Source organism: Halomonas rhizosphaerae (assembly GCF_030012485.1).
Taxonomy (GTDB): Bacteria; Pseudomonadota; Gammaproteobacteria; order Pseudomonadales; family Halomonadaceae; genus Halomonas; species Halomonas rhizosphaerae.
This window is the reverse complement of record NZ_JASCQQ010000035.1, coordinates 1-18,317: the sequence shown is the minus strand read 5'-3', so window position 1 is coordinate 18,317 and position 18,317 is coordinate 1. Positions and strand designations below refer to the sequence as shown.

Below are 18,317 nucleotides of genomic sequence, written 5' to 3'. Positions count from 1 at the left end.
CCGGGTTTCTGTCCGGAGCCGCCCAGTTGCCCCGACGCCCCGGCCGGTGGCAAAGCGGTATCGACGCCGCTGTCGCCGCTAGTAAAAGCGAGTGAGGTAAAGCACATGGCAGACGATTTGCGCGACAGCGCCTTGCAGTACCATCGATTCCCCCGCCCCGGCAAGCTGGCGATCCAGGCGATCAAGCCCATGGCCAGCCAGCGGGATCTGTCGCTGGCCTATTCGCCCGGGGTGGCCGCGGCCTGCGAGGAGATCGAACGTGACCCCTTGCAGGCGGCCGAGTACACCGCCCGCGGCAACCTGGTTGCCGTGGTCAGCAATGGCACGGCGGTGCTGGGGCTGGGTGCCATCGGCGCCCTGGCCTCCAAGCCGGTCATGGAAGGCAAGGCCGTCCTGTTCAAGAAGTTCGCCGACGTGGACGTGTTCGACATCGAGATCGAGGAGCGCGACCCGGACAAGCTGATCGAGATCATCGCCGGTCTGGAGGCCACCTTCGGCGGCATCAATCTGGAAGACATCAAGGCACCGGAATGCTTCGAGATCGAGCGGCGCCTGCGCGAGCGGATGAAGATCCCGGTCTTCCACGACGACCAGCACGGTACCGCCATCGTCTCGGCGGCCGCCCTGCTCAATGGCCTGCGGGTGGTGGGCAAGGAGCTCGGCGATATCCGCCTGGTCTGCAACGGCGCGGGCTCCGCGGCCCTGGCCTGTCTGGACCTGGCGGTGTCCCTGGGGGTACGCAAGGACAACATCCTGGTCTGCGACCGCAGTGGCGTGATCCACACCGACCGTACCGAGGACCTCGATCCCTACAAGGCGCGATACGCGGCACGGACCGAGGCCCGCACCCTGGCCGATGCCGTCAACGGGGCCGACGTGTTCTTCGGTCTCTCGGCCGGGGGCGCGCTCAAACCGGAGATGGTGGCGACCATGGCCGATCGCCCATTGATCCTGGCCATGGCCAACCCCATCCCGGAAATCATGCCGGAGGACGCCAAGGCGGTACGTCCGGATGCGGTGATCGCCACCGGGCGCTCGGATTACCCCAACCAGGTCAACAACGTCCTGTGCTTCCCGTTCATCTTTCGGGGCGCCCTGGACTGCGGCGCCACCACCATCAACGAGGAGATGAAACTGGCCACCGTCAAGGCCATCGCCGACATGGCGACCACCACGGTGCCGGAAACGGTGGCGGTGGCCTATGGCGGACAGGCGCTGAGCTTCGGCCCGGAGTACATTCTGCCCAAACCCTTCGACCCGCGCCTGATCGACACCATCCCGCCGGCGGTGGCCAAGGCCGCCATGGACAGCGGTGTGGCGGCTCGACCCATCGCCGACCTGGAGGCGTATGCCCGCTCGCTGTCAAAACTGGTCTACCGCTCCGGCAATGTGATGGAGCCGGTGTTCGAGCGGGCTGGACAGAATCCACTCCGCTTGCTGTACGCCGAAGGCGAGGACGAGCGCGTCCTCCGCGCCATGGAGGTCTGCGTCAGTCAGCACTATGCCAAACCCGTGCTGATCGGCCGCCGTGCGGTCATCGAGGCCCGCATCGAGGAATTGGGCCTGCCGGTGAAGCCCGGCGTCGATTTCGAGCTGATCGACGCGCAGGACTATCCCGGCTACCCCGAACTGGCCAGCGAGTACCACAAGCTGATGGGACGGCGTGGTGTACAGCCGGAGGCCGCCGAAAAGCGAGTAAGGAGCCGGGCCACCATCCTGGCCTCGCTGCTGCTGCGCCGGGGCGAGGTGGACGCCATGATCGCCGGTCCGGTGGGCACCTACCACGAGCACCTGGACTTGGTGCTGGACGTCATCGGCCTGCGCGAGGGCGTCAGCACGCCTGCCGCCCTGCAACTGCTGATCCTCGAACGGGCCACCCTGTTCATTGCCGATCCCTTCGTCAATTACGATCCCGATGCCGGTCAGATCGCCGAGATCACCCTGCTGGCCGCGGAGCAGGTTCGCCGCTTCGGCATCACGCCCCGGGCTGCCCTGGTCTCCCACTCCAATTTCGGCAGTTCCGACTTCGACAGTGCCGGGAAGATGCGCCAGGCACTGGCACTGATCCGGGAACGCGCGCCGGATCTGGTGGTGGACGGCGAAATGCAAGCTGACTCGGCGCTATCCACGGGCGTGCGCGGGCGCATCCTGCCCGATTCGCTGCTCGACGGCGAGGCCAATCTGTTGATCATGCCCAATCTGGACGCGGCCAACATCGCCTTTACCGCCCTGAAGGTACTTGGTAACGGCGTGTCCGTGGGGCCCATCCTGCTGGGGGCCGCCAAGCCGGTTCATGTGCTCAACCGCACGGTCACCGCACGGGGGATCGCCAACATGAGTGCCTTCGCCGTGGTCGAGGCACAGGCCGATCGATAACTACAACAATTCCGACCCAACCAAGGGAGACGCTCCATGGCCTTCGAAAACTACAACGACTTCGATCCACAGGAAACCCGGGAGTGGCAGGAAGCCGTCGACGTGGTGGTGGAGCGGGTGGGCGCCGAGCGGGCCACCTATCTGCTGCACAAGGCAGTGGAAGAAGCCTATCGGACCGGTGCCGAGGCGCCGGACACGACCCGCACGCCCTATGTAAACACCATACCGCCCCACAAGGAGCCCAAGCTGCCCGGCGACGAGGCCTTGCTGCAGCGGCTGACCGCCTATCTGCGCTGGAACGCCATGGCCATGGTGGTGCGCGCCAACAAGAAACCCGCCGAACCCGGGGGACATATCGCCAGCTACGCGTCCTCAGCGGTGATGTACGAGGTGGGCTTCAACCATTTCTGGCATGCCCCCAGCGACAGCCACGGGGGCGACATCATCTACGTTCAGGGCCATTGCGCGCCGGGTATCTACGCGCGGGCGTTTCTGGAGGGACGGCTCACCGAGGAGCAGCTGGAGAACTTCCGCCTGGAAGTGGATGGCAAGGGGCTCTCCTCCTACCCCCACCCTTACCTGATGCCGGACTTCTGGCAAGTCTCCACCGTGTCCATGGGGCTGGCGCCAATCATGGCCATCTATCAGGCACGCTTCATGAAGTACCTCCAGCACCGGGGGCTTGCCGATACCGAGGGACGCAAGGTCTGGGCGTTTCTGGGCGACGGCGAGATGGACGAGCCACAATCCCAGGGCGCCATCGCCCTGGCCAATCGGGAGAAACTGGACAATCTGATCTTCGTGATCAACTGCAACTTGCAGCGTCTGGACGGCCCGGTGCGCGGCAACAGCAAGATCGTCCAGGAACTGGAAGGCAACTTCCGGGGTGCGGGGTGGAACGTCATCAAGTGCCTGTGGGGGTCGGGCTGGGACGAACTGCTGGCCAAGGACACCAAGGGATTGTTGCGCAAGCGCATGGAGGAGTGTGTCGACGGCGAGTATCAGAACTTCAAGGTCAAGGGCGGCGGCTACATCCGCGAGCACTTCTTCGGCAAGTATCCGGAGCTCAAGGAAATGGTCGCCCACATGTCGGACGACGACATCTACTACAAGCTGATTCGCGGTGGCCACGACCCGCAGAAGGTTTACGCGGCCTATCACGCGGCGGTCAACACCAAGGACAAGCCCTCGGTGCTGCTGATGAAGACCGTCAAGGGCTATGGCATGGGCGAGGGCGGTGAGGGCCAGAATATCACCCACCAGAAGAAGAAACTGGGCGAGGATCACCTCAGGCACTTTCACCAGCGCTTTGACCTGCCCTTCAGTGACGAACAGGTCACCAAGGCGGAATTCTTCAAGCCCCCCGAGGACAGCGCCGAGATGCAGTTCCTGCACGAGCAGCGCAAGGCGCTGGGCGGCTACCTGCCTCAGCGCCGGCTCAACGGCGATGTGCTCAAGGCCCCGCCTTTGGACATGTTCAAGCAGGTACTGGCGGACACCGGTGAACGTACCATGTCCACCACCATGGCCATGGTGCGCATCATGGTGTCCCTGGCCCGGGACAAGACCCTGGGGCCGCGGCTGACCCCGATCGTCGCCGACGAGTCGCGCACCTTCGGCATGGAGGGCATGTTCCGACAGATCGGTATCTACGCTCCCGAAGGGCAGAAGTACGTGCCCATGGATGCCGAGGAGATCATGCCCTACCGGGAGGACCAGAAAGGCCAGATCCTGCAGGAGGGCATCAACGAGGACGGGGCCATGTCGTCGTGGATCGCCGTGGCCACCTCGTACAGCAACCACGGGGTCACCATGATCCCGTTCTACGTCTACTACTCCATGTTTGGCTTCCAGCGCATCGGCGACCTGGCCTGGGCGGCCGGCGACATGCTGGCACGCGGTTTCCTGATCGGCGGTACCTCGGGGCGCACTACCCTGAACGGCGAGGGCTTGCAGCACCAGGATGGCCACAGCCAGCTGTTCGCCCAGTTCATTCCCAACTGCATGGCCTATGACCCCACTTTCCACTACGAGGTGGCGGTGATCGTGCGCGATGGCATCAAGCGCATGTACGAGGACCAGGAGAACGTCTTCTACTATATCACCACGCTGAACGAGAACTACCATCATCCGGCGCTGCCCGAAGGTGCCGAAGACGCCATCATCAAGGGCATGTATTCGTTCAGCAAGGCCGAGGAAGGCAAGGGCAAGAGCAAGAGCCCGCGTGTACAGCTGCTGGGCTGCGGCAGCATCCTCAACGAGGTGATTGCCGCGGTGGACCTGCTACGCGACGACTGGGGCGTGGCGGCGGATGTCTGGAGTTGCCCGAGCTTCAATGAACTGGCCCGCGATGGCCACGCCGTCAAGCGCTGGAACCGGCTGCATCCCGGGAAGAAACCGCGCAAGAGCCACGTCGAGCAGTGCCTGGAAGGCACCGAAGGCCCGGTCATCGCCTCCACGGACTACATACGCATGTTCGCCGAACAGATTCGGCCCTTTGTGCCGCGGCGTTACGAGGTGTTGGGCACCGATGGCTTCGGCCGTTCCGACAGCCGTCAGGCCCTGCGCAGCCACTTCGAGGTGGATCGTCATTACGTCACCGTGACCGCGCTGCAGGCCCTGGTCGAGGAGGGCAAGCTCAAGAGCGGCAAGGTCCGGGACGCCATCGCCAAATACGGCATCGACCCCGAAAAGCCTAACCCCCTGTACGCCTGAGCCGGAGGAGAAGAACAGTGGCCATCCAAGAAATCAAGGTACCGGACATCGGCGACTTCACCGATGTCCCGATCATCGAAATCCACGTTCAGGCCGGTGACAGCGTCCAGGTCGAGGACCCGCTGATCACCGTGGAGTCCGACAAGGCCTCAATGGATGTGCCCGCGCCTAAGGCCGGCACTGTCAAGGAGGTCAAGGTCAAGGTCGGTGACTCGGTTTCCGAGGGCAGCTCGATATTGCTGCTGGAGAGCGCGGCGGGAGCGGGAGTAAAGGCCGCGGCTCCCGCCGGGGAAGAAGGGCAGAAACCGCCGCCGGCGGCGGCTCCCTCAGCCGCACCTTCTACTACACCCTCGAGCGCACCGCCGACCGGCCAGATTGCCGATTTCAGCCGGGTTCACGCCAGCCCTTCGGCTCGCCGCATAGCCCGCGAACTGGAAGTGGACCTGAACCGAGTGCCGCCGACCGGTCTCAAGGGTCGAGTCACCCAGGAGGACATCCAGAACTTCGCCAAGGGCGGCACACCGGCGACGCAGCCGGCGGCTGCGTCCTCGTCCGGCGGAGGAGAAGGCATGGATCTGCTGCCCTGGCCCAAGGTCGACTTCAGCAAGTTCGGTCCGGTGGAAACCAAGCCGCTGTCGCGCATCAAGAAGATCTCCGGCGCCAATCTGCATCGCAACTGGGTGAGGATTCCCCACGTTACCAACCACGACGAGGCCGACATCACCGACCTGGAAGCCTTCCGGGTGCAGTTCAACAAGGAAAACGAGAAGGCGGGCATCAAGGTCAGCATGCTGGCGTTCATGATCAAGGCCGCGGTCGCGTCCTTGAAGCAGTTCCCCGAGTTCAATGCCTCGCTGGACGGCGACAATCTGATACTCAAGCAGTACTACCATATCGGGTTCGCCGCCGACACGCCCAACGGCCTGGTGGTACCGGTGATCCGCGATGCAGACCAGAAAGGTGTGGCCGAGATCGCCCAGGAAATGGGGGCGCTGGCCAAGCTGGCCCGCGACGGCAAGCTCAAGCCCGATCAGATGCAGGGTGGCTGTTTCACCATTTCCTCGCTGGGCGGGATCGGCGGGATCTACTTCACGCCCATCATCAACGCCCCCGAGGTGGCCATCATGGGCGTGTGTCGCTCCTACTGGAAACAGGTCTCGCCGGACGGCAAGCAATCGGCCTGGCGCTTCATGCTGCCCCTGTCGCTGTCCTGGGACCACCGGGTGATCGATGGCGCCGCCGCGGCCCGTTTCAACGTCCATTTCGCCAACCTGCTCGCCGATATGCGGCGCATCGTGATGTAAGGGGAAACGACACCATGGCAATCGAAATCAAGGTTCCCGACATCGGTGACTTCAAGGATGTCGAGGTCATCGAAGTGCTGGTCGAGCCGGGCGATGCGATCGACATCGAGTCCCCGCTGATCACCCTGGAGACCGACAAGGCCTCCATGGATGTGCCGTCCCCGGTGTCGGGCACGGTCGGAGAGCTCAAGGTCAAGACCGGCGACAAGGTCTCCGAAGGCTCGACCATCATGATGCTGGAACCGGCCGAGACCGGCCCCCGAGTGGCGGACCACGACCCTCATCCGGCGGTGCATGGAGAAGGTTCTGCCACGGCGGCGCCCGGCGATGCCGGCGGGGGTTATGGCGGCAGCAGCCTGGAAGAGGTTCGGGTACCGGACATCGGCGATTTCAGCGATGTCCCGGTCATCGAAGTCTTGGTGCGCGCGGGCGATACCATCCGTGCCGAGGATCCGCTGATCACCGTGGAATCCGACAAGGCCTCGATGGACGTGCCCGCGCCCAAGGCTGGCAAGGTCTCCGACGTGCTGGTGTCGGTCGGCGACAAGGTCTCGCAAGGCTCGGCGATCCTGATGCTGGAAGCGGAGGGAAAATCTCCCGCCTCCCAACCGGCACAGGGATCGGGAGAGCGGGCCGCTGCGCCCGCCCCCCAGGCGGCCACCCATACCGGCGGGGCCGACATCGAGTGCGAGATGCTGGTGCTGGGTGCCGGCCCGGGCGGCTACTCGGCCGCCTTCCGGGCCGCCGATCTGGGGATGAAGACCGTGCTGGTGGAGCGCTATGCCACCCTCGGCGGGGTCTGCCTGAATGTCGGCTGTATCCCCTCCAAGGCGCTGCTGCATGTCGCGGCGGTCACCGACGCGGCCACTGCCATGGCCGATCACGGCATCGCCTTCGGCAAGCCGAAAATCGATCTCGACAAGCTGCGCGGCTGGAAGGAAAAGGTCGTCGGCAAGCTCACCGGTGGGCTGGCCGGCATGGCCAAGGCACGCAAGGTCGACGTCGTGCGCGGGGTCGGGACCTTCCTCGACCCGCATCACCTGGAAGTCGCCTCGACCAGCGGCGACGGCCAGGAGCCGACCGGCGAGAAGCAGGTAGTGAAATTCGACACGTGCATCATCGCCGCCGGTTCGCAGTCGGTAAAACTGCCCTTCATTCCCGACGACCCGCGGGTGGTCGATTCCACCGGCGCGCTGGAATTGACCTCCATCCCCAAGCGCATGCTGGTCATCGGCGGCGGCATCATCGGCCTGGAGATGGCCACGGTCTACTCTACCCTGGGCACCCGCATCGACGTGGTCGAAATGCTCGACGGGCTGATGACCGGTGCCGACCGCGATCTGGTCAAGGTCTGGGAGAAGGTCAATACGCCGCGCTTCGACAAGGTGATGCTCAAGACCCGGACCACCGCCGTGAAGTCCCAGAAGAACGGCCTCAAGGTCAGCTTCGAGGGCGACAACGCCCCGGCCGAACCGCAGACCTACGACATGATCCTGCAATCGGTGGGGCGCAGCCCCAACGGCCACAAGATCGGCGCCGACAACGCCGGGGTGGCGGTCGACGAGCGCGGCTTCATCAATGTCGACAAGCAGCTGCGCACCAACGTCGGGCATATCTTCGCTATCGGCGACATCATCGGCCAGCCGATGCTGGCTCACAAGGCGGTTCACGAGGCCCATGTTGCCGCCGAGGCCGCCGCCGGACAGAAGAGCGTCTTCGATGCCCGCCAGATTCCCTCGGTGGCCTACACCGACCCGGAAGTCGCCTGGGCCGGCAAGACCGAGACCGAATGCAAGGCCGAAGGCATCAAGTACGGCAAGGCGGTTTTCCCCTGGGCGGCCAGCGGTCGGGCGATCGCCAACGGCCGCGACGAGGGCTTCACCAAGTTGCTGTTCGACGAGGAGACTCATCGCATCATCGGCGGCGCCATCGTCGGTACCCAAGCGGGGGATCTGATCAGCGAACTGTGTCTGGCCGTCGAGATGGGCTGCGACCCGGTCGACATCGGCAAGACCATCCACCCGCATCCGACCCTGGGCGAATCGGTCGGCATGGCCGCCGAACTGTTCGAAGGCGTGTGTACCGATCTGCCGCCGCAGAAGAAACGATAGGGGGGCTTCCATCGGGCTGCTGATGCCGCCGCACTCACGCGTCTACCCAACCTCAGCCGTTAACCCTGGAACGACTGAACATGAATGCAAACAATGGGGGAGGACATAAAAATGACCGAACAACCTCGCCAGCCGGAAGGATATGACGAAACAACCGGCGGTCGATCCGCCAGGATGACATGGGGCCTGCGCGCCTTCGGATTGTTCATGGCGCTGCTGGTCTGGCTCGCCATGGGCCAGGCCGAAGGGCTGTCGTCGGACGCGCGCTGGGTCGCGACGATTGCCACCCTGATGGCAATCTGGTGGATGACCGAGGCGATCCCGCTCTCGGCCACGGCCCTGTTGCCGATCGTGCTGATTCCGATGCTGACGGCGCGGACCGTCGGCGAGGCCACGGCGCCCTACGCCAGCTCCATCGTGTTTCTGTTCCTCGGCGGCTTCCTGATCGCCATCGCGATGGAGAAATGGAACCTGCATCGCCGCATCGCGCTGTTGACGCTCGCTCGGGTCGGGGTCGAGCCCAAACGGATCGTGCTTGGCATGATGCTCGCCACGGGCTTCCTGTCGATGTGGGTCTCGAACACCGCGACGACGCTGATGATGCTGCCGATCGGGCTGTCCGTGCTGCGTCTGGTGGCGGAGCGCAGCGGCGAGTCCTTGGAAACCGTCTCCCCCGGCCATGACCCCGCAGGGCACGCGCACGACCACCACCGGGCCGGCCATGTGGACTTCATCTTCGACGACAACATCAAGCGGTTCGGTGTCTGCCTGCTCCTGGCGATCGCCTGGTCGGCGAGCATGGGCGGCCTCGGCACCCTGCTCGGTAGCCCGCCGAACGCCATCGTCGCCGGCTACGCGGCCGACGAGCTGGGTCGCACCATCGGCTTCCTCGAGTGGATGATGCTCGGCGTGCCGCTGGCCTTCACCTTTATCCTGGTGGGCTGGGTGCTGATGACCCGTGTACTCTACCGCTTCGATATCGCGGATATTCCCGGCGGCAAGGAAATGATCGACGGCGAGATCCACAAGCTCGGCCCGCTCAGTCAGGGCGAGAAGATGGTGATGATCGTCTTCGGCTCGGCGGCGTTCCTGTGGGTCGTGCCAGGACTGCTCGCCACTCTCCCCGGGGTGGGTGAGCGACTGGGACCGCTTGGCGACCTCGACGACACCGCCATCGCCATCGCCGCCGGTATCGCGATGTTCATCCTCCCCGCGCGAGGTCGCAGCGAGGCGGTGCTGAACTGGCAGGATGCCGAGGACGGGCTGCCCTGGGGCGTATTGCTGCTGTTCGGCGGCGGCCTGAGTCTCGCCGGCGCGGTCGCGGGAACCGGCCTCGACAGCTGGTTTGGTCAGCAGATTACCGGGTTGCAGGTGCTGCCGATCCTGCTGCTGGTCGCCGCCATCACTACCATCGTGCTCTTTCTCACCGAGGTCACTAGCAACACGGCCACGGCCGCGACCTTCATCCCCGTGCTCGGGGGGGTGGCGGTCGGCATCGGCGCCGACCCGATGACGCTGCTGATCCCGGCAGCCTTCGCCGCGACCTGCGCCTTCATGTTGCCGGTCGGCACGCCCCCGAACGCCATCGTCTTCGGCACCGGCGCGGTCACCATCGGCCAAATGGCACGCGGAGGCATCGTCCTCAACATCATCGGGATCGCCTTGATCACCCTCTTCTGCTACATGATCGGCGGCTTCGCGCTCGGGCTGCAGTTCTGACCCAACGGCTTTCGGCCTGACGCTCTGGCCCAGCAGCCATCTCAGGCCGATCTTGTCCATGGGGTGATTCGCTCTCGAGAAGGAGGCGATTGCCGACCGGGCGCTGGCCAAGGCCGGTTTCTGGCAGCGCTTCGGCGCTGCCGGGCGGCGGTCGCAGTACCCGTTATCGAGTGGCCCTGCAGGGCTTGCCGCCGAAGGGCAACGAGTGAGGAGACGGGTATGCAGCCAATCGACACCGAGCGGCCGATCGGCGTCATCAGCGATACCCACGGGCTGCTGCGCCCCGAGGCGTTGATCATGCTCGAAGGCTGCGGGTTGATCCTGCACCTGGGCGACGTGGGCAGCCGCGACGAGGATGCCGCCATCCCCGAGTGGCTAGGCGAGCTGGCCCCGGTGGAGGCGGTGCGTGGCAACATCGACACCGCACCCTGGGCCGAGCGGCTGCCCCACACCCGCGACCTGGTGGTCAGCGGCTGGCGGCTGCACCTGCCGCTGTGAAAGCGGCTGATGAAACAGGGACCTGGAGAGAATGAGCCTGACCGAAGAAACCGAACTGGCCCCGCGCCTGCGAGAGCTGCTCGAGGGCCTGCCCGAGGATCGCCTGCCGTTCACCTACCAGCAGCTGGCCGAGGCGCTCGGCTTGGCCCCGCCGGGCACCATCCGGCGGGTTGCCGGGGCGCTCGAGACCCTGATGGAGGAGGACGCGGCGGCTGGTCGCCCGATGATCGCCGCCCTGGTGGTCAGCCGCCGCGGGGACCTGCCGCGCCAGGGCTTCTTCGACCGGGCCGTCCCGCTGGGTCGCTTTCCCGTCGAGCCGCAGCGCCACGCCGAGGCCTATCGGGCCGAGTACCGCGAGGCGGTGGCGCTGCGTGGGACAACGGCCGGCTGAGTGCCTTCGCTTTCCAGCCCTTTACTCCAGCCTCTGCGCCAGGTCCTCCACAAGGGCCTGGATGCGTGCCGCCTTGGTGCTCACGTCGCTGGCGCCAAGCCGCGACGCCGAGCGCTCGTCATGCCCCGGAAAATCGGCAGAAGAGGGTCAATCCAGCACGATCAGGTGATTGGGCAGTTCATTGCGCTCGTGGGTGGCCGGTACCTCTTCCTTGAGGTGTTCGCCGCAGGCCTCGATGCACTCCAGGAACCCCCGCAGGGTCTCGCCGGCTTTCACCTGTCGGGTGAACGCCGCCACGATGGATTGCCAGGTCTCGTCGCTGATACGCGCCGAGATGCCCCGATCGACCAGGATTTCCACATAGCGCTCGGCTTCGGAGACGAAGATTAGCATCCCCGTTCCCCCCTCGGTGTGGTGCAGGTCCTGTTCCAGGAACTGCCGCCGGGCGAGGTTGGCCGCCCGCCAATGGCGAATCGATCGCGGGATCAGCCGGGTGGTGACGGTGGGAAGGCGGAACACCAGTCCCAGCACGATGAAGGTCGCCCACTGCACCAGCGTCAGCTCCCAGGCCGTCCACCAGCCGGGAAAGTAATTGATCGCACCGGGCACCACCAGCGCCAGGAGCCCTGCCCAGAGCAGCGGGATATAGGCATAGTTGTCCGCCCGCGGTGCCAGCACGGTGACCAGCTCGGCATCGGTATCGCGTTCGACCCGATGAATCGCCTCGGCTACCTGGCGTTGCTCGTCTTCACTCAATAAGGCCATGGGGGTCGTGATCTCCGAATCCTGATTGTCATGTCGGTGTCGCCACCGGCCGGAAGGCCGGGTTACCAGCCACCGGACGCGCCGCCGCCACCGAAGCCGCCGCCGCCACCGCCGAAACCACCCCCGCCGCCGAAGCCGCCGCCACCGCGCGACCTGCCGCCAAGCGCACCGCCCAGCAGCATGCCGGCCAGCAGGCCGCTGCGACCGCCCCGTACCAGGGTCATGACGATCACGAACATCACGAAGAAGAGAATCGATGCCGGTCCCTTGGGCCCCTGCTCTCCGGCCGGGGCGCTGGAGGTGGCGCTGGTGTCCATGGGCTCGCCGCCCAGCACCTGGATCATCGCCTCCACGCCCTCGGTGATGCCGCGGGCGTAGTCGCCCTCGCGGAAGGCCGGCGTCAGGGTCTGGTTGATGATCACCGAGGACTGGGCGTCGGTCAGTCGACCCTCGAGGCCATAGCCGACCTCGATGCGCACCTTGCGCTCATTCGGCGCGACGATCAGCAGGGCGCCGTTGTCCTCCTCTTCCTGCCCGATGCCCCAGTGGCGCCCCAGCTGATAGCCATACTCCTCGATGGTGACGCCCTGCAGGTCCGGCAGGGTCGCCACCACCAGTTGCTCGGTGGTGGCCTCCTCGTGGGCCGCGAGCCGCTCGCTCAAGCGTGATTCGGTGGCCTGATCCAGCAGCTCGGCCTGGTCCACCACGCGACTGGTCAGTTCGGGAAAGTCGAGTTCCTGTCCTTCAGGTTCCTGGGCATGGACGTCCTGTGCCTGAAGACCCAGGGCCCCCGTCATCAGTAACGCCAGTAGTGGAATGCGCAGAAGATCGATCATTCAAACTCCACCTGGGGGGCCTGGTCCGCGTTCTCGGTCGTGGCCTCGAAGGTCTCGCGAAGCGGCATGTCGCTGTAGAGGATGCTGTGCCACAGGCGACCGGGGAAGGTGCGGATCTCGGTGTTGTAGCGCTCGACCGCGGTGATGAAGTCGCGTCGTGCCACGGCGATGCGGTTCTCGGTGCCCTCGAGCTGCGATTGCAGGGTCAGGAAGTTCTGGTTCGACTTCAGGTCGGGGTAGCGCTCGGACACCGCCATCAGGCGGCTCAGTGCTCCGGTGAGCTGCTGCTGGGCCTGCTCGAACTGGCGCATCTTTTCCGGGTCGTCCAGCGACTCGGCATCGATCTGGATGGAGGTGGCCTTGGCCCGCGCCTCGACCACGGCGGTCAGGGTCTCCTGCTCCTGACGGGCAAACCCCTTGACCGTCTCGACCAGGTTGGGCACCAGGTCTGCCCGGCGCTGATACTGGTTCTCCACCTGGCCCCAGGCCGACTTCACCTGCTCGTCATAGGTGGGGATGTTGTTGACGCCGCAGCCCGTCAACAGCAACGCCATGATCAGCACGAGGGCCAATCGCCAGACGCGAGGGTCGGGAAGCGCGGTGTGTCTCGTCAGCATGGGGGCGTTCATCCCTGTGATTGCGATTCGATGATCTCCAAGGTACAGCTCAGGTTGAGACGAAGGAAGCGATGCATGGAGACACTTTGTTCGGTAGCGAACAAGGACGGCCCGTGCCGCCCTTGGGGGCAACAAGGGGGCGAAGAACGGCGGCGTGCGAATATGCAACGGTTCGTCCCAAGCGGTTCCTGACGTGTGCACCGTCGGCGTTGACCGCAGTAGCGGCACTTACGTCTCTGACCCGGTGTTGTCGGTCGACACGATTTCCGGTCGCAACCAGGGCGTCGTCCCCTTTGCTTCCGGCCTTCTTCAATCCGCCTGAGACGAGCTGACATCGTGCTCGGCGGCATCTTCGGCACCTTCCTCGACCATCTCCTGGGCCTTCTGCTCCTCCTCCACAGAGGCCTCCGGCTTCGCATGGTCCTTGTGCGCGACGGCCAGGGTCGCGGTGACGGCGAAATGGTCGGAGCCGGAGACCCTTACCCGGTCGAGGCCGATCAGGTGGAAACCGTCTGAGACGAACAGGTGGTCGATCGGGTATCGCAAAAATGGCCGCTCCGCGGGATAGGAGCTCAGCAGCCGTCGGCCACGGCGAGGGTCCTTCAGGTCGCTCAGGTCAGCGAACAGGCGGGTGGTGTCGGACCATGCGACGTCATTGAAGTCGCCGGTGACGATCCAGCGATTGTCCGAGTCCTCTTGAACGTGGCGGGCAACGAGCATCAGCTCAGCATCGCGGACCCGGCTGTCGCGACGCTCGCTCGTCTCGTCGTTGTGGCTGATCTGGTCCTGCAGCCCTGGCGGGACGGGGTGGGTGCCGATGTAGCGTACCGGCCCGATATCCGGCACATCCAGGGTCACGAAGATCGATGGCCGACGATCAGAGATCAGATGCTTGATCTCCTGCTCCAGCAAGGGGAACCGCGACCAGAGCATGATGCCCAGCCCCTCGCCACGAACCTCCCCGACCCGATGCGCATAATGCTCATCCAGCGGCGCCATCCCCTCGGCCCAGGCGCGATCGACCTCGATCAGCAGCAGAAGGTCGGGATCCTCACGCTGGACCAGTGCCACCAGCTCGTCGAAGTGGTCGTTGGTGTAGGTGACATTCGCCGTCAGGACTGTCAGGGCCGTCCGGTCTCCGCCGGGTTGAGTCTCGGCGGTGGGGACCTCGGTCGGCCAGACAGGCGTGAACGGCAGGATATGCGACAGCTGCCATGCCCCCGTCGCGAGGATCACTGCCAACCACACGGCATGCTCAGTGCGTGGCCGATTCCACCATGCGTGAACTGCCAGCAGCGCCAGTGGCACGATCACCGCCACACTCAACTGAAGCCGCGGGAACTCCCACAACTGTATCCACCACTGACCGCTGGGAATCATCGGCAGCAAGCTTACCGCCAGCATCAGCAGTGCCAGCACTCGGATAGTCCAGAGAAGAAGCGTTGCAGCCATGGCACCTCATCAATCAGGCGACACCGGCGACCGACGTAGTCCCGGTCTTACCTGCTTCAACTGCCGCAGATTTCCTTCCGATTCGAGCAGACCCGTACCCGGTCCTGCTGCTTGTTCTTGCCGTCTCGATGACCAGCGTGCCGCAACCCCCGACACGCCGAAGCAACCGCGTAATCACTATAAACCATCTCGTGTCGGGCAACAGGCGGGGGTCTCAATGACCCAGTGCAGCGCCGGACGCATCAGGGACGGTGTTGCCATGCCCCCCATTGCTCCTGCCATCTCACTGCTGACGCTATGGCCGCTGGGCGATGCAAAGCCTCGCCGAGTGATGGAGAATGTGCCGTTACCCGATGGCCGCCGCGCGCCTTGGCGACGCTGTCCGACACCCTGCAACGAGGTCCCATGAATCCCACCATCGAACTGCTCAAGTCCCATCGCTCGATCCGCAAGTTCACCGACCAGCCGGTCTCCCGCGAGCTGATGGAGACGCTGATCGAGGCCGGCCAGGCTGCAGCCACCTCCAGCCACGTCCAGGCCTACAGCGTCATCCACGTGAAGAATCCGGCGAACCGCGAGGCGATCGCCGAGCTGGCCGGCGGCCAGTCCTACGTGGCCACCTGCGGCGCCTTCCTGCTGTTCTGTGCCGACATGAAGCGACCCACCGAGGCCGCCGAGCGCACCGGTGCCCGGGTGGTGCGCGGCATGACCGAGCAGTTGCTGGTGGCCAGCGTGGACACCGCGCTGATGGCCCAGAACGTGGCCATCGCGGCGGAATCGGAAGGGCTGGGCCTCTGCTATATCGGCGGGATACGCAACAACCCCCAGCAGATCAGCGACCTGGTGGGCATCCCGGACCACGTCTTCCCGGTGTTCGGCATGTGCCTCGGCTACCCGGCCCACGACCCGGACGTCAAGCCGCGCCTGCCGGTGGAGGCGATCCTCAAGGAGGACGGCTACACCGACGACCGCGAACTGGTGGCGGCCTATGACGAGACCATGCACGCCTACTACCAGTCGCGGAAGGGCGGCCCCAAGGACGCCACCTGGTCGCGGAACCTCACCCCGCTGTTCGATACCAAGCTGCGCCCCCACATGCGTGAATTCCTGGTCAAGCGCGGCTTCGAGATGAAGTGAGCCGCGGCCTCAGCCGTGGACGTAGCGCAGCCGGGCATCGCGGCGCAGGCGCAGCATGGTGATCACGTTGGTCAGGAAGATCAGGCTCTCGGCGATGGTGCCGCCGATCGAACCGGCCAGCAGGTTGCTGATCACCCAGCACAGCGCCGCCACGGCCAGCGCGGCGCGCATGGCGATCCCGCTCAGCATAAACATGCCCCAGGTACCCAGCAGGCCCGCTGCCAGGGCGGGAATGTCCCGCGGGCCGCTCCAGGTCAGCGCCGCCACCGCCAGGGTGGCGGACAGCATCACCAGCATGAGCAGGCGATGGCGCGGGAAGCGGCGCACCAGGGCGATGCGCAGCACGATCAGCGCCGAGATCCCGGCCGCCACCCAGCTCTCGAACAGCGCGAACTGCGCGGCAAAGGCGACGTTGGCGAACAGCAGCAGCACGAACAGCCTGTCGTCGCGCTTGCTGGCAAATGCCACGAGGCAGAGTGCCAGGGCCACCAGGCTGACGCCCTGGCCCAGCAGCCATCTCAGGCCGATCTCTTCCATGGGATATCCGCTGCCGAGGTGGAGAATGGGGAAAACCGCGCCATGCTAGCACGCCGGTTCGGCGCGGGTGAGATAGGCATAGTTCCCCGTCGAGCCGAGCGCCCCGATCGAGTCCTCGCCCGCAGCGGCTAGCCCCTCGACCAGTCGGACGAATGCCGCCTCGTCGATGGCGCTCTCGTTCATGGGCGTCAACGGAAAGGCACTCAGGCCGGTGAGCATCGCGGTCTCCTCGTTCGATAGGCGGGCGGCGGACTTGCTCGGGAGTATGCCACGGCGGAGACTCGCCACCACGCCTCCGGGCTGCGCACCGGAGTCTTGCCGCCAACCCGTGGAGGGCTGATTGCATGGGAAGCCAAGCCGACCCCGACCTGGCACCGCGCCTGCGCGAGCTGCTGACGGGCCTGCCCGACGAGCGGCTGCCGATCACCTACCAGCAGGCCGCCGAGGCGCTGGGCCTCGCGCCGCCGCGCACCATCCAGCGCGTCGCCCTGGCCCTGGAGGCGCTGATGCGCGAGGACGTCACCGCTGGCCGGCCGATGATCGCCGCCCTGGTGGTCAGCCGCCGCGGCGACCTGCCCCGACAGGGCTTCTTCGACCTGGCCGTGGCGCTCGGCCGCTTTCCCGCCGACCCGGCAGGCCACGCGGCGGCCTATCGGCAGGAGCTCCGGCAGGTGCTGGCGGAACGACCGCAATGAGGCGAAGGGCGTGAGGGAAACTCAAGGAGCGCCCTGGTCGGGGCAGCACCTTGCGCCTGGCGGCCCGGGTTTGAGGGGGGAGTCATTGTTCATTCCGTCCCGTTGATCGCTGCACGTATAGCCTGGGTGTCTTTGCAGGGGCACGGCAGACGCCCCCGGATGGGGGCGTCGTAAGGTGGGAAAGGCCGTGTGTCAGGTCGCGCCCGCAAGCACCAGGTCGCGATGTTCCTGGCGCAGGCTCTTTACAAGGCCCACGCACATCACCATCAGGACCAGGGAGAAAGGCAGGCCGGTGGCCACGGCGCCGGCCTGCAGGGCGCCGAGTGCGGCGTCGCCGCCGCCGTAGAGCAGGATACCGGCGATCACCCCTTCCAGGGTGGCCCAGAAGACCCGCTGGCCGCGCGGGGCATCGGTCTTGCCGCCGGCGGTGATGCTGTCGATCACCAGCGAGCCGGAGTCCGAGGAGGTGACGAAGAAGATCAGCACCAGCAGGATCGCCAGGCTGGAGGTCAGGGTGGTCAGCGGCAGCTGCTCGAGCATGTGGAACATCGCCAGGGAGACGTCGCTGATGCCATGGGCCAGCTCGCCGACGCCGGCCGCGGACTGGGCCAGGGCGGTGCCGCCGAAGGCGCTCATCCAGACGATGGTGACCACGGTCGGTACCAGCAGCACGGCGGTCAGGAACTCGCGGACCGTGCGCCCGCGCGAGACCCGGGCGATGAACATGCCGACGAAGGGCGACCAGGAGATCCACCAGGCCCAGTAGAACACCGTCCAGCCGTGGTACCAGGTGGTGTCGTCTCGGCCGATCCAGTTGGAGAGCGGCACGACATGGCTGGCGTAGGCCAGGGTGGTGTCCCACAGGCCGTTGAGGAACAGCAGGGTGGAGCCGGTGATCACCACGAAGGCCAGCAGGGCGAAGGCGATCACCATGTTGATGTTGGAGAACAGCTTCACGCCCCCGTCGATGCCCCGCCATACCGAGAACAGCGCCACCACCGTGACGCCGACGATGATCGCCAGCTGGGTGCCGAGGGTGTTGGGGACGTCGAACAGGTAGTTGAGGCCGCCGGCGGCCTGGGAGGCCCCGAAGCCCAGGGAGGTGGCCAGGCCGAAGATGGTCGCCAGTACCGCGGTGATGTCGATCAGGTGGCCGGCCCAGCC

General features: G+C 65.7%; 15 protein-coding genes and 2 pseudogenes. 9 read left to right on the top strand and 8 right to left on the bottom strand.

The annotated features are described in order from the left end of the window. Positions 1-105 precede the first annotated feature (105 nt). From QLQ86_RS20125 to QLQ86_RS16145, 7 genes are all read left to right on the top strand, one after another. Complete coding sequence (locus QLQ86_RS20125) at positions 106-2,376, top strand: NADP-dependent malic enzyme (RefSeq protein ID WP_326521290.1); 2,271 nt, start codon at positions 106-108, stop codon at positions 2,374-2,376. 36 nt (positions 2,377-2,412) lie between these two features. Then, a complete protein-coding gene (gene aceE, locus QLQ86_RS16175) occupies positions 2,413-5,091 on the top strand; it encodes a pyruvate dehydrogenase (acetyl-transferring), homodimeric type (RefSeq protein ID WP_282817643.1) in 2,679 nt (892 codons plus the stop codon). A 17-nt stretch (positions 5,092-5,108) separates the two neighbouring features. After that, the gene (aceF, locus tag QLQ86_RS16170) at positions 5,109-6,395 is read left to right on the top strand and encodes a dihydrolipoyllysine-residue acetyltransferase (RefSeq protein ID WP_282817642.1); all 1,287 of its coding nucleotides are present in this window, start codon (positions 5,109-5,111) and stop codon (positions 6,393-6,395) included. Positions 6,396-6,409: 14 nt separating this feature from the next. Next, a complete protein-coding gene (lpdA, locus tag QLQ86_RS16160; protein ID WP_407650109.1) occupies positions 6,410-8,506 on the top strand; it encodes a dihydrolipoyl dehydrogenase in 2,097 nt (698 codons plus the stop codon). A 111-nt stretch (positions 8,507-8,617) separates the two neighbouring features. After that, complete coding sequence (locus tag QLQ86_RS16155) at positions 8,618-10,225, top strand: SLC13 family permease (protein ID WP_282736475.1); 1,608 nt, start codon at positions 8,618-8,620, stop codon at positions 10,223-10,225. Positions 10,226-10,444: 219 nt separating this feature from the next. Continuing rightward, complete coding sequence (locus QLQ86_RS16150; RefSeq protein WP_326521289.1) at positions 10,445-10,723, top strand: metallophosphoesterase family protein; 279 nt, start codon at positions 10,445-10,447, stop codon at positions 10,721-10,723. Between the two features lie 31 nt (positions 10,724-10,754). Next, on the top strand, positions 10,755-11,114 hold the full coding sequence (locus QLQ86_RS16145; RefSeq protein ID WP_282817641.1) for a hypothetical protein: 360 nt from the start codon (positions 10,755-10,757) through the stop codon (positions 11,112-11,114). Positions 11,115-11,135: 21 nt separating this feature from the next. On the opposite strand, the pseudogene QLQ86_RS16140 reads toward QLQ86_RS16145, so the two are convergent. The 5 genes and pseudogenes from QLQ86_RS16140 to QLQ86_RS16120 all read right to left on the bottom strand — a co-directional run. Next, positions 11,136-11,219 (bottom strand): annotated as a pseudogene (locus tag QLQ86_RS16140) (hypothetical protein); the annotation flags it as partial. A 42-nt stretch (positions 11,220-11,261) separates the two neighbouring features. Beyond that, on the bottom strand, positions 11,262-11,879 hold the full coding sequence (locus QLQ86_RS16135) for a TPM domain-containing protein (RefSeq protein WP_282736477.1): 618 nt from the start codon (positions 11,877-11,879) through the stop codon (positions 11,262-11,264). A gap of 62 nt (positions 11,880-11,941) precedes the next feature. After that, a complete protein-coding gene (locus tag QLQ86_RS16130) occupies positions 11,942-12,715 on the bottom strand; it encodes a TPM domain-containing protein (protein WP_282817640.1) in 774 nt (257 codons plus the stop codon). Then, positions 12,712-13,332 (bottom strand): LemA family protein, encoded by a 621-nt coding sequence (locus QLQ86_RS16125; RefSeq protein ID WP_282736479.1) that lies wholly within the window; start codon positions 13,330-13,332, stop codon positions 12,712-12,714. The genes QLQ86_RS16130 and QLQ86_RS16125 overlap by 4 nt, the downstream gene beginning before the upstream one ends. A 309-nt stretch (positions 13,333-13,641) precedes the next feature. Beyond that, complete coding sequence (locus QLQ86_RS16120) at positions 13,642-14,784, bottom strand: endonuclease/exonuclease/phosphatase family protein (protein ID WP_282817639.1); 1,143 nt, start codon at positions 14,782-14,784, stop codon at positions 13,642-13,644. Positions 14,785-15,189: 405 nt separating this feature from the next. On the opposite strand from QLQ86_RS16120, the gene nfsA reads away from it, so the two are divergent. Then, the gene (gene nfsA, locus QLQ86_RS16115) at positions 15,190-15,921 is read left to right on the top strand and encodes an oxygen-insensitive NADPH nitroreductase (protein ID WP_282817638.1); all 732 of its coding nucleotides are present in this window, start codon (positions 15,190-15,192) and stop codon (positions 15,919-15,921) included. 9 nt (positions 15,922-15,930) lie between these two features. Here nfsA and QLQ86_RS16110 read toward each other — a convergent pair whose 3' ends face one another. Next, a complete protein-coding gene (locus tag QLQ86_RS16110) occupies positions 15,931-16,458 on the bottom strand; it encodes a YgjV family protein (protein ID WP_282817637.1) in 528 nt (175 codons plus the stop codon). A gap of 51 nt (positions 16,459-16,509) precedes the next feature. Further along, positions 16,510-16,677, bottom strand: a pseudogene (locus tag QLQ86_RS16105) (dihydrodipicolinate synthase family protein); the annotation flags it as partial. Between the two features lie 125 nt (positions 16,678-16,802). On the opposite strand from QLQ86_RS16105, the gene QLQ86_RS16100 reads away from it, so the two are divergent. Beyond that, entirely contained in the window at positions 16,803-17,153 is a 351-nt protein-coding gene (locus QLQ86_RS16100) for a hypothetical protein (protein WP_282817636.1), read from the top strand. A 192-nt stretch (positions 17,154-17,345) separates the two neighbouring features. On the opposite strand, the gene QLQ86_RS16095 is transcribed toward QLQ86_RS16100, so the two are convergent. Next, on the bottom strand, positions 17,346-18,317 hold a 972-nt coding region (locus tag QLQ86_RS16095), incomplete at its 5' end, for a BCCT family transporter (RefSeq protein WP_282817635.1).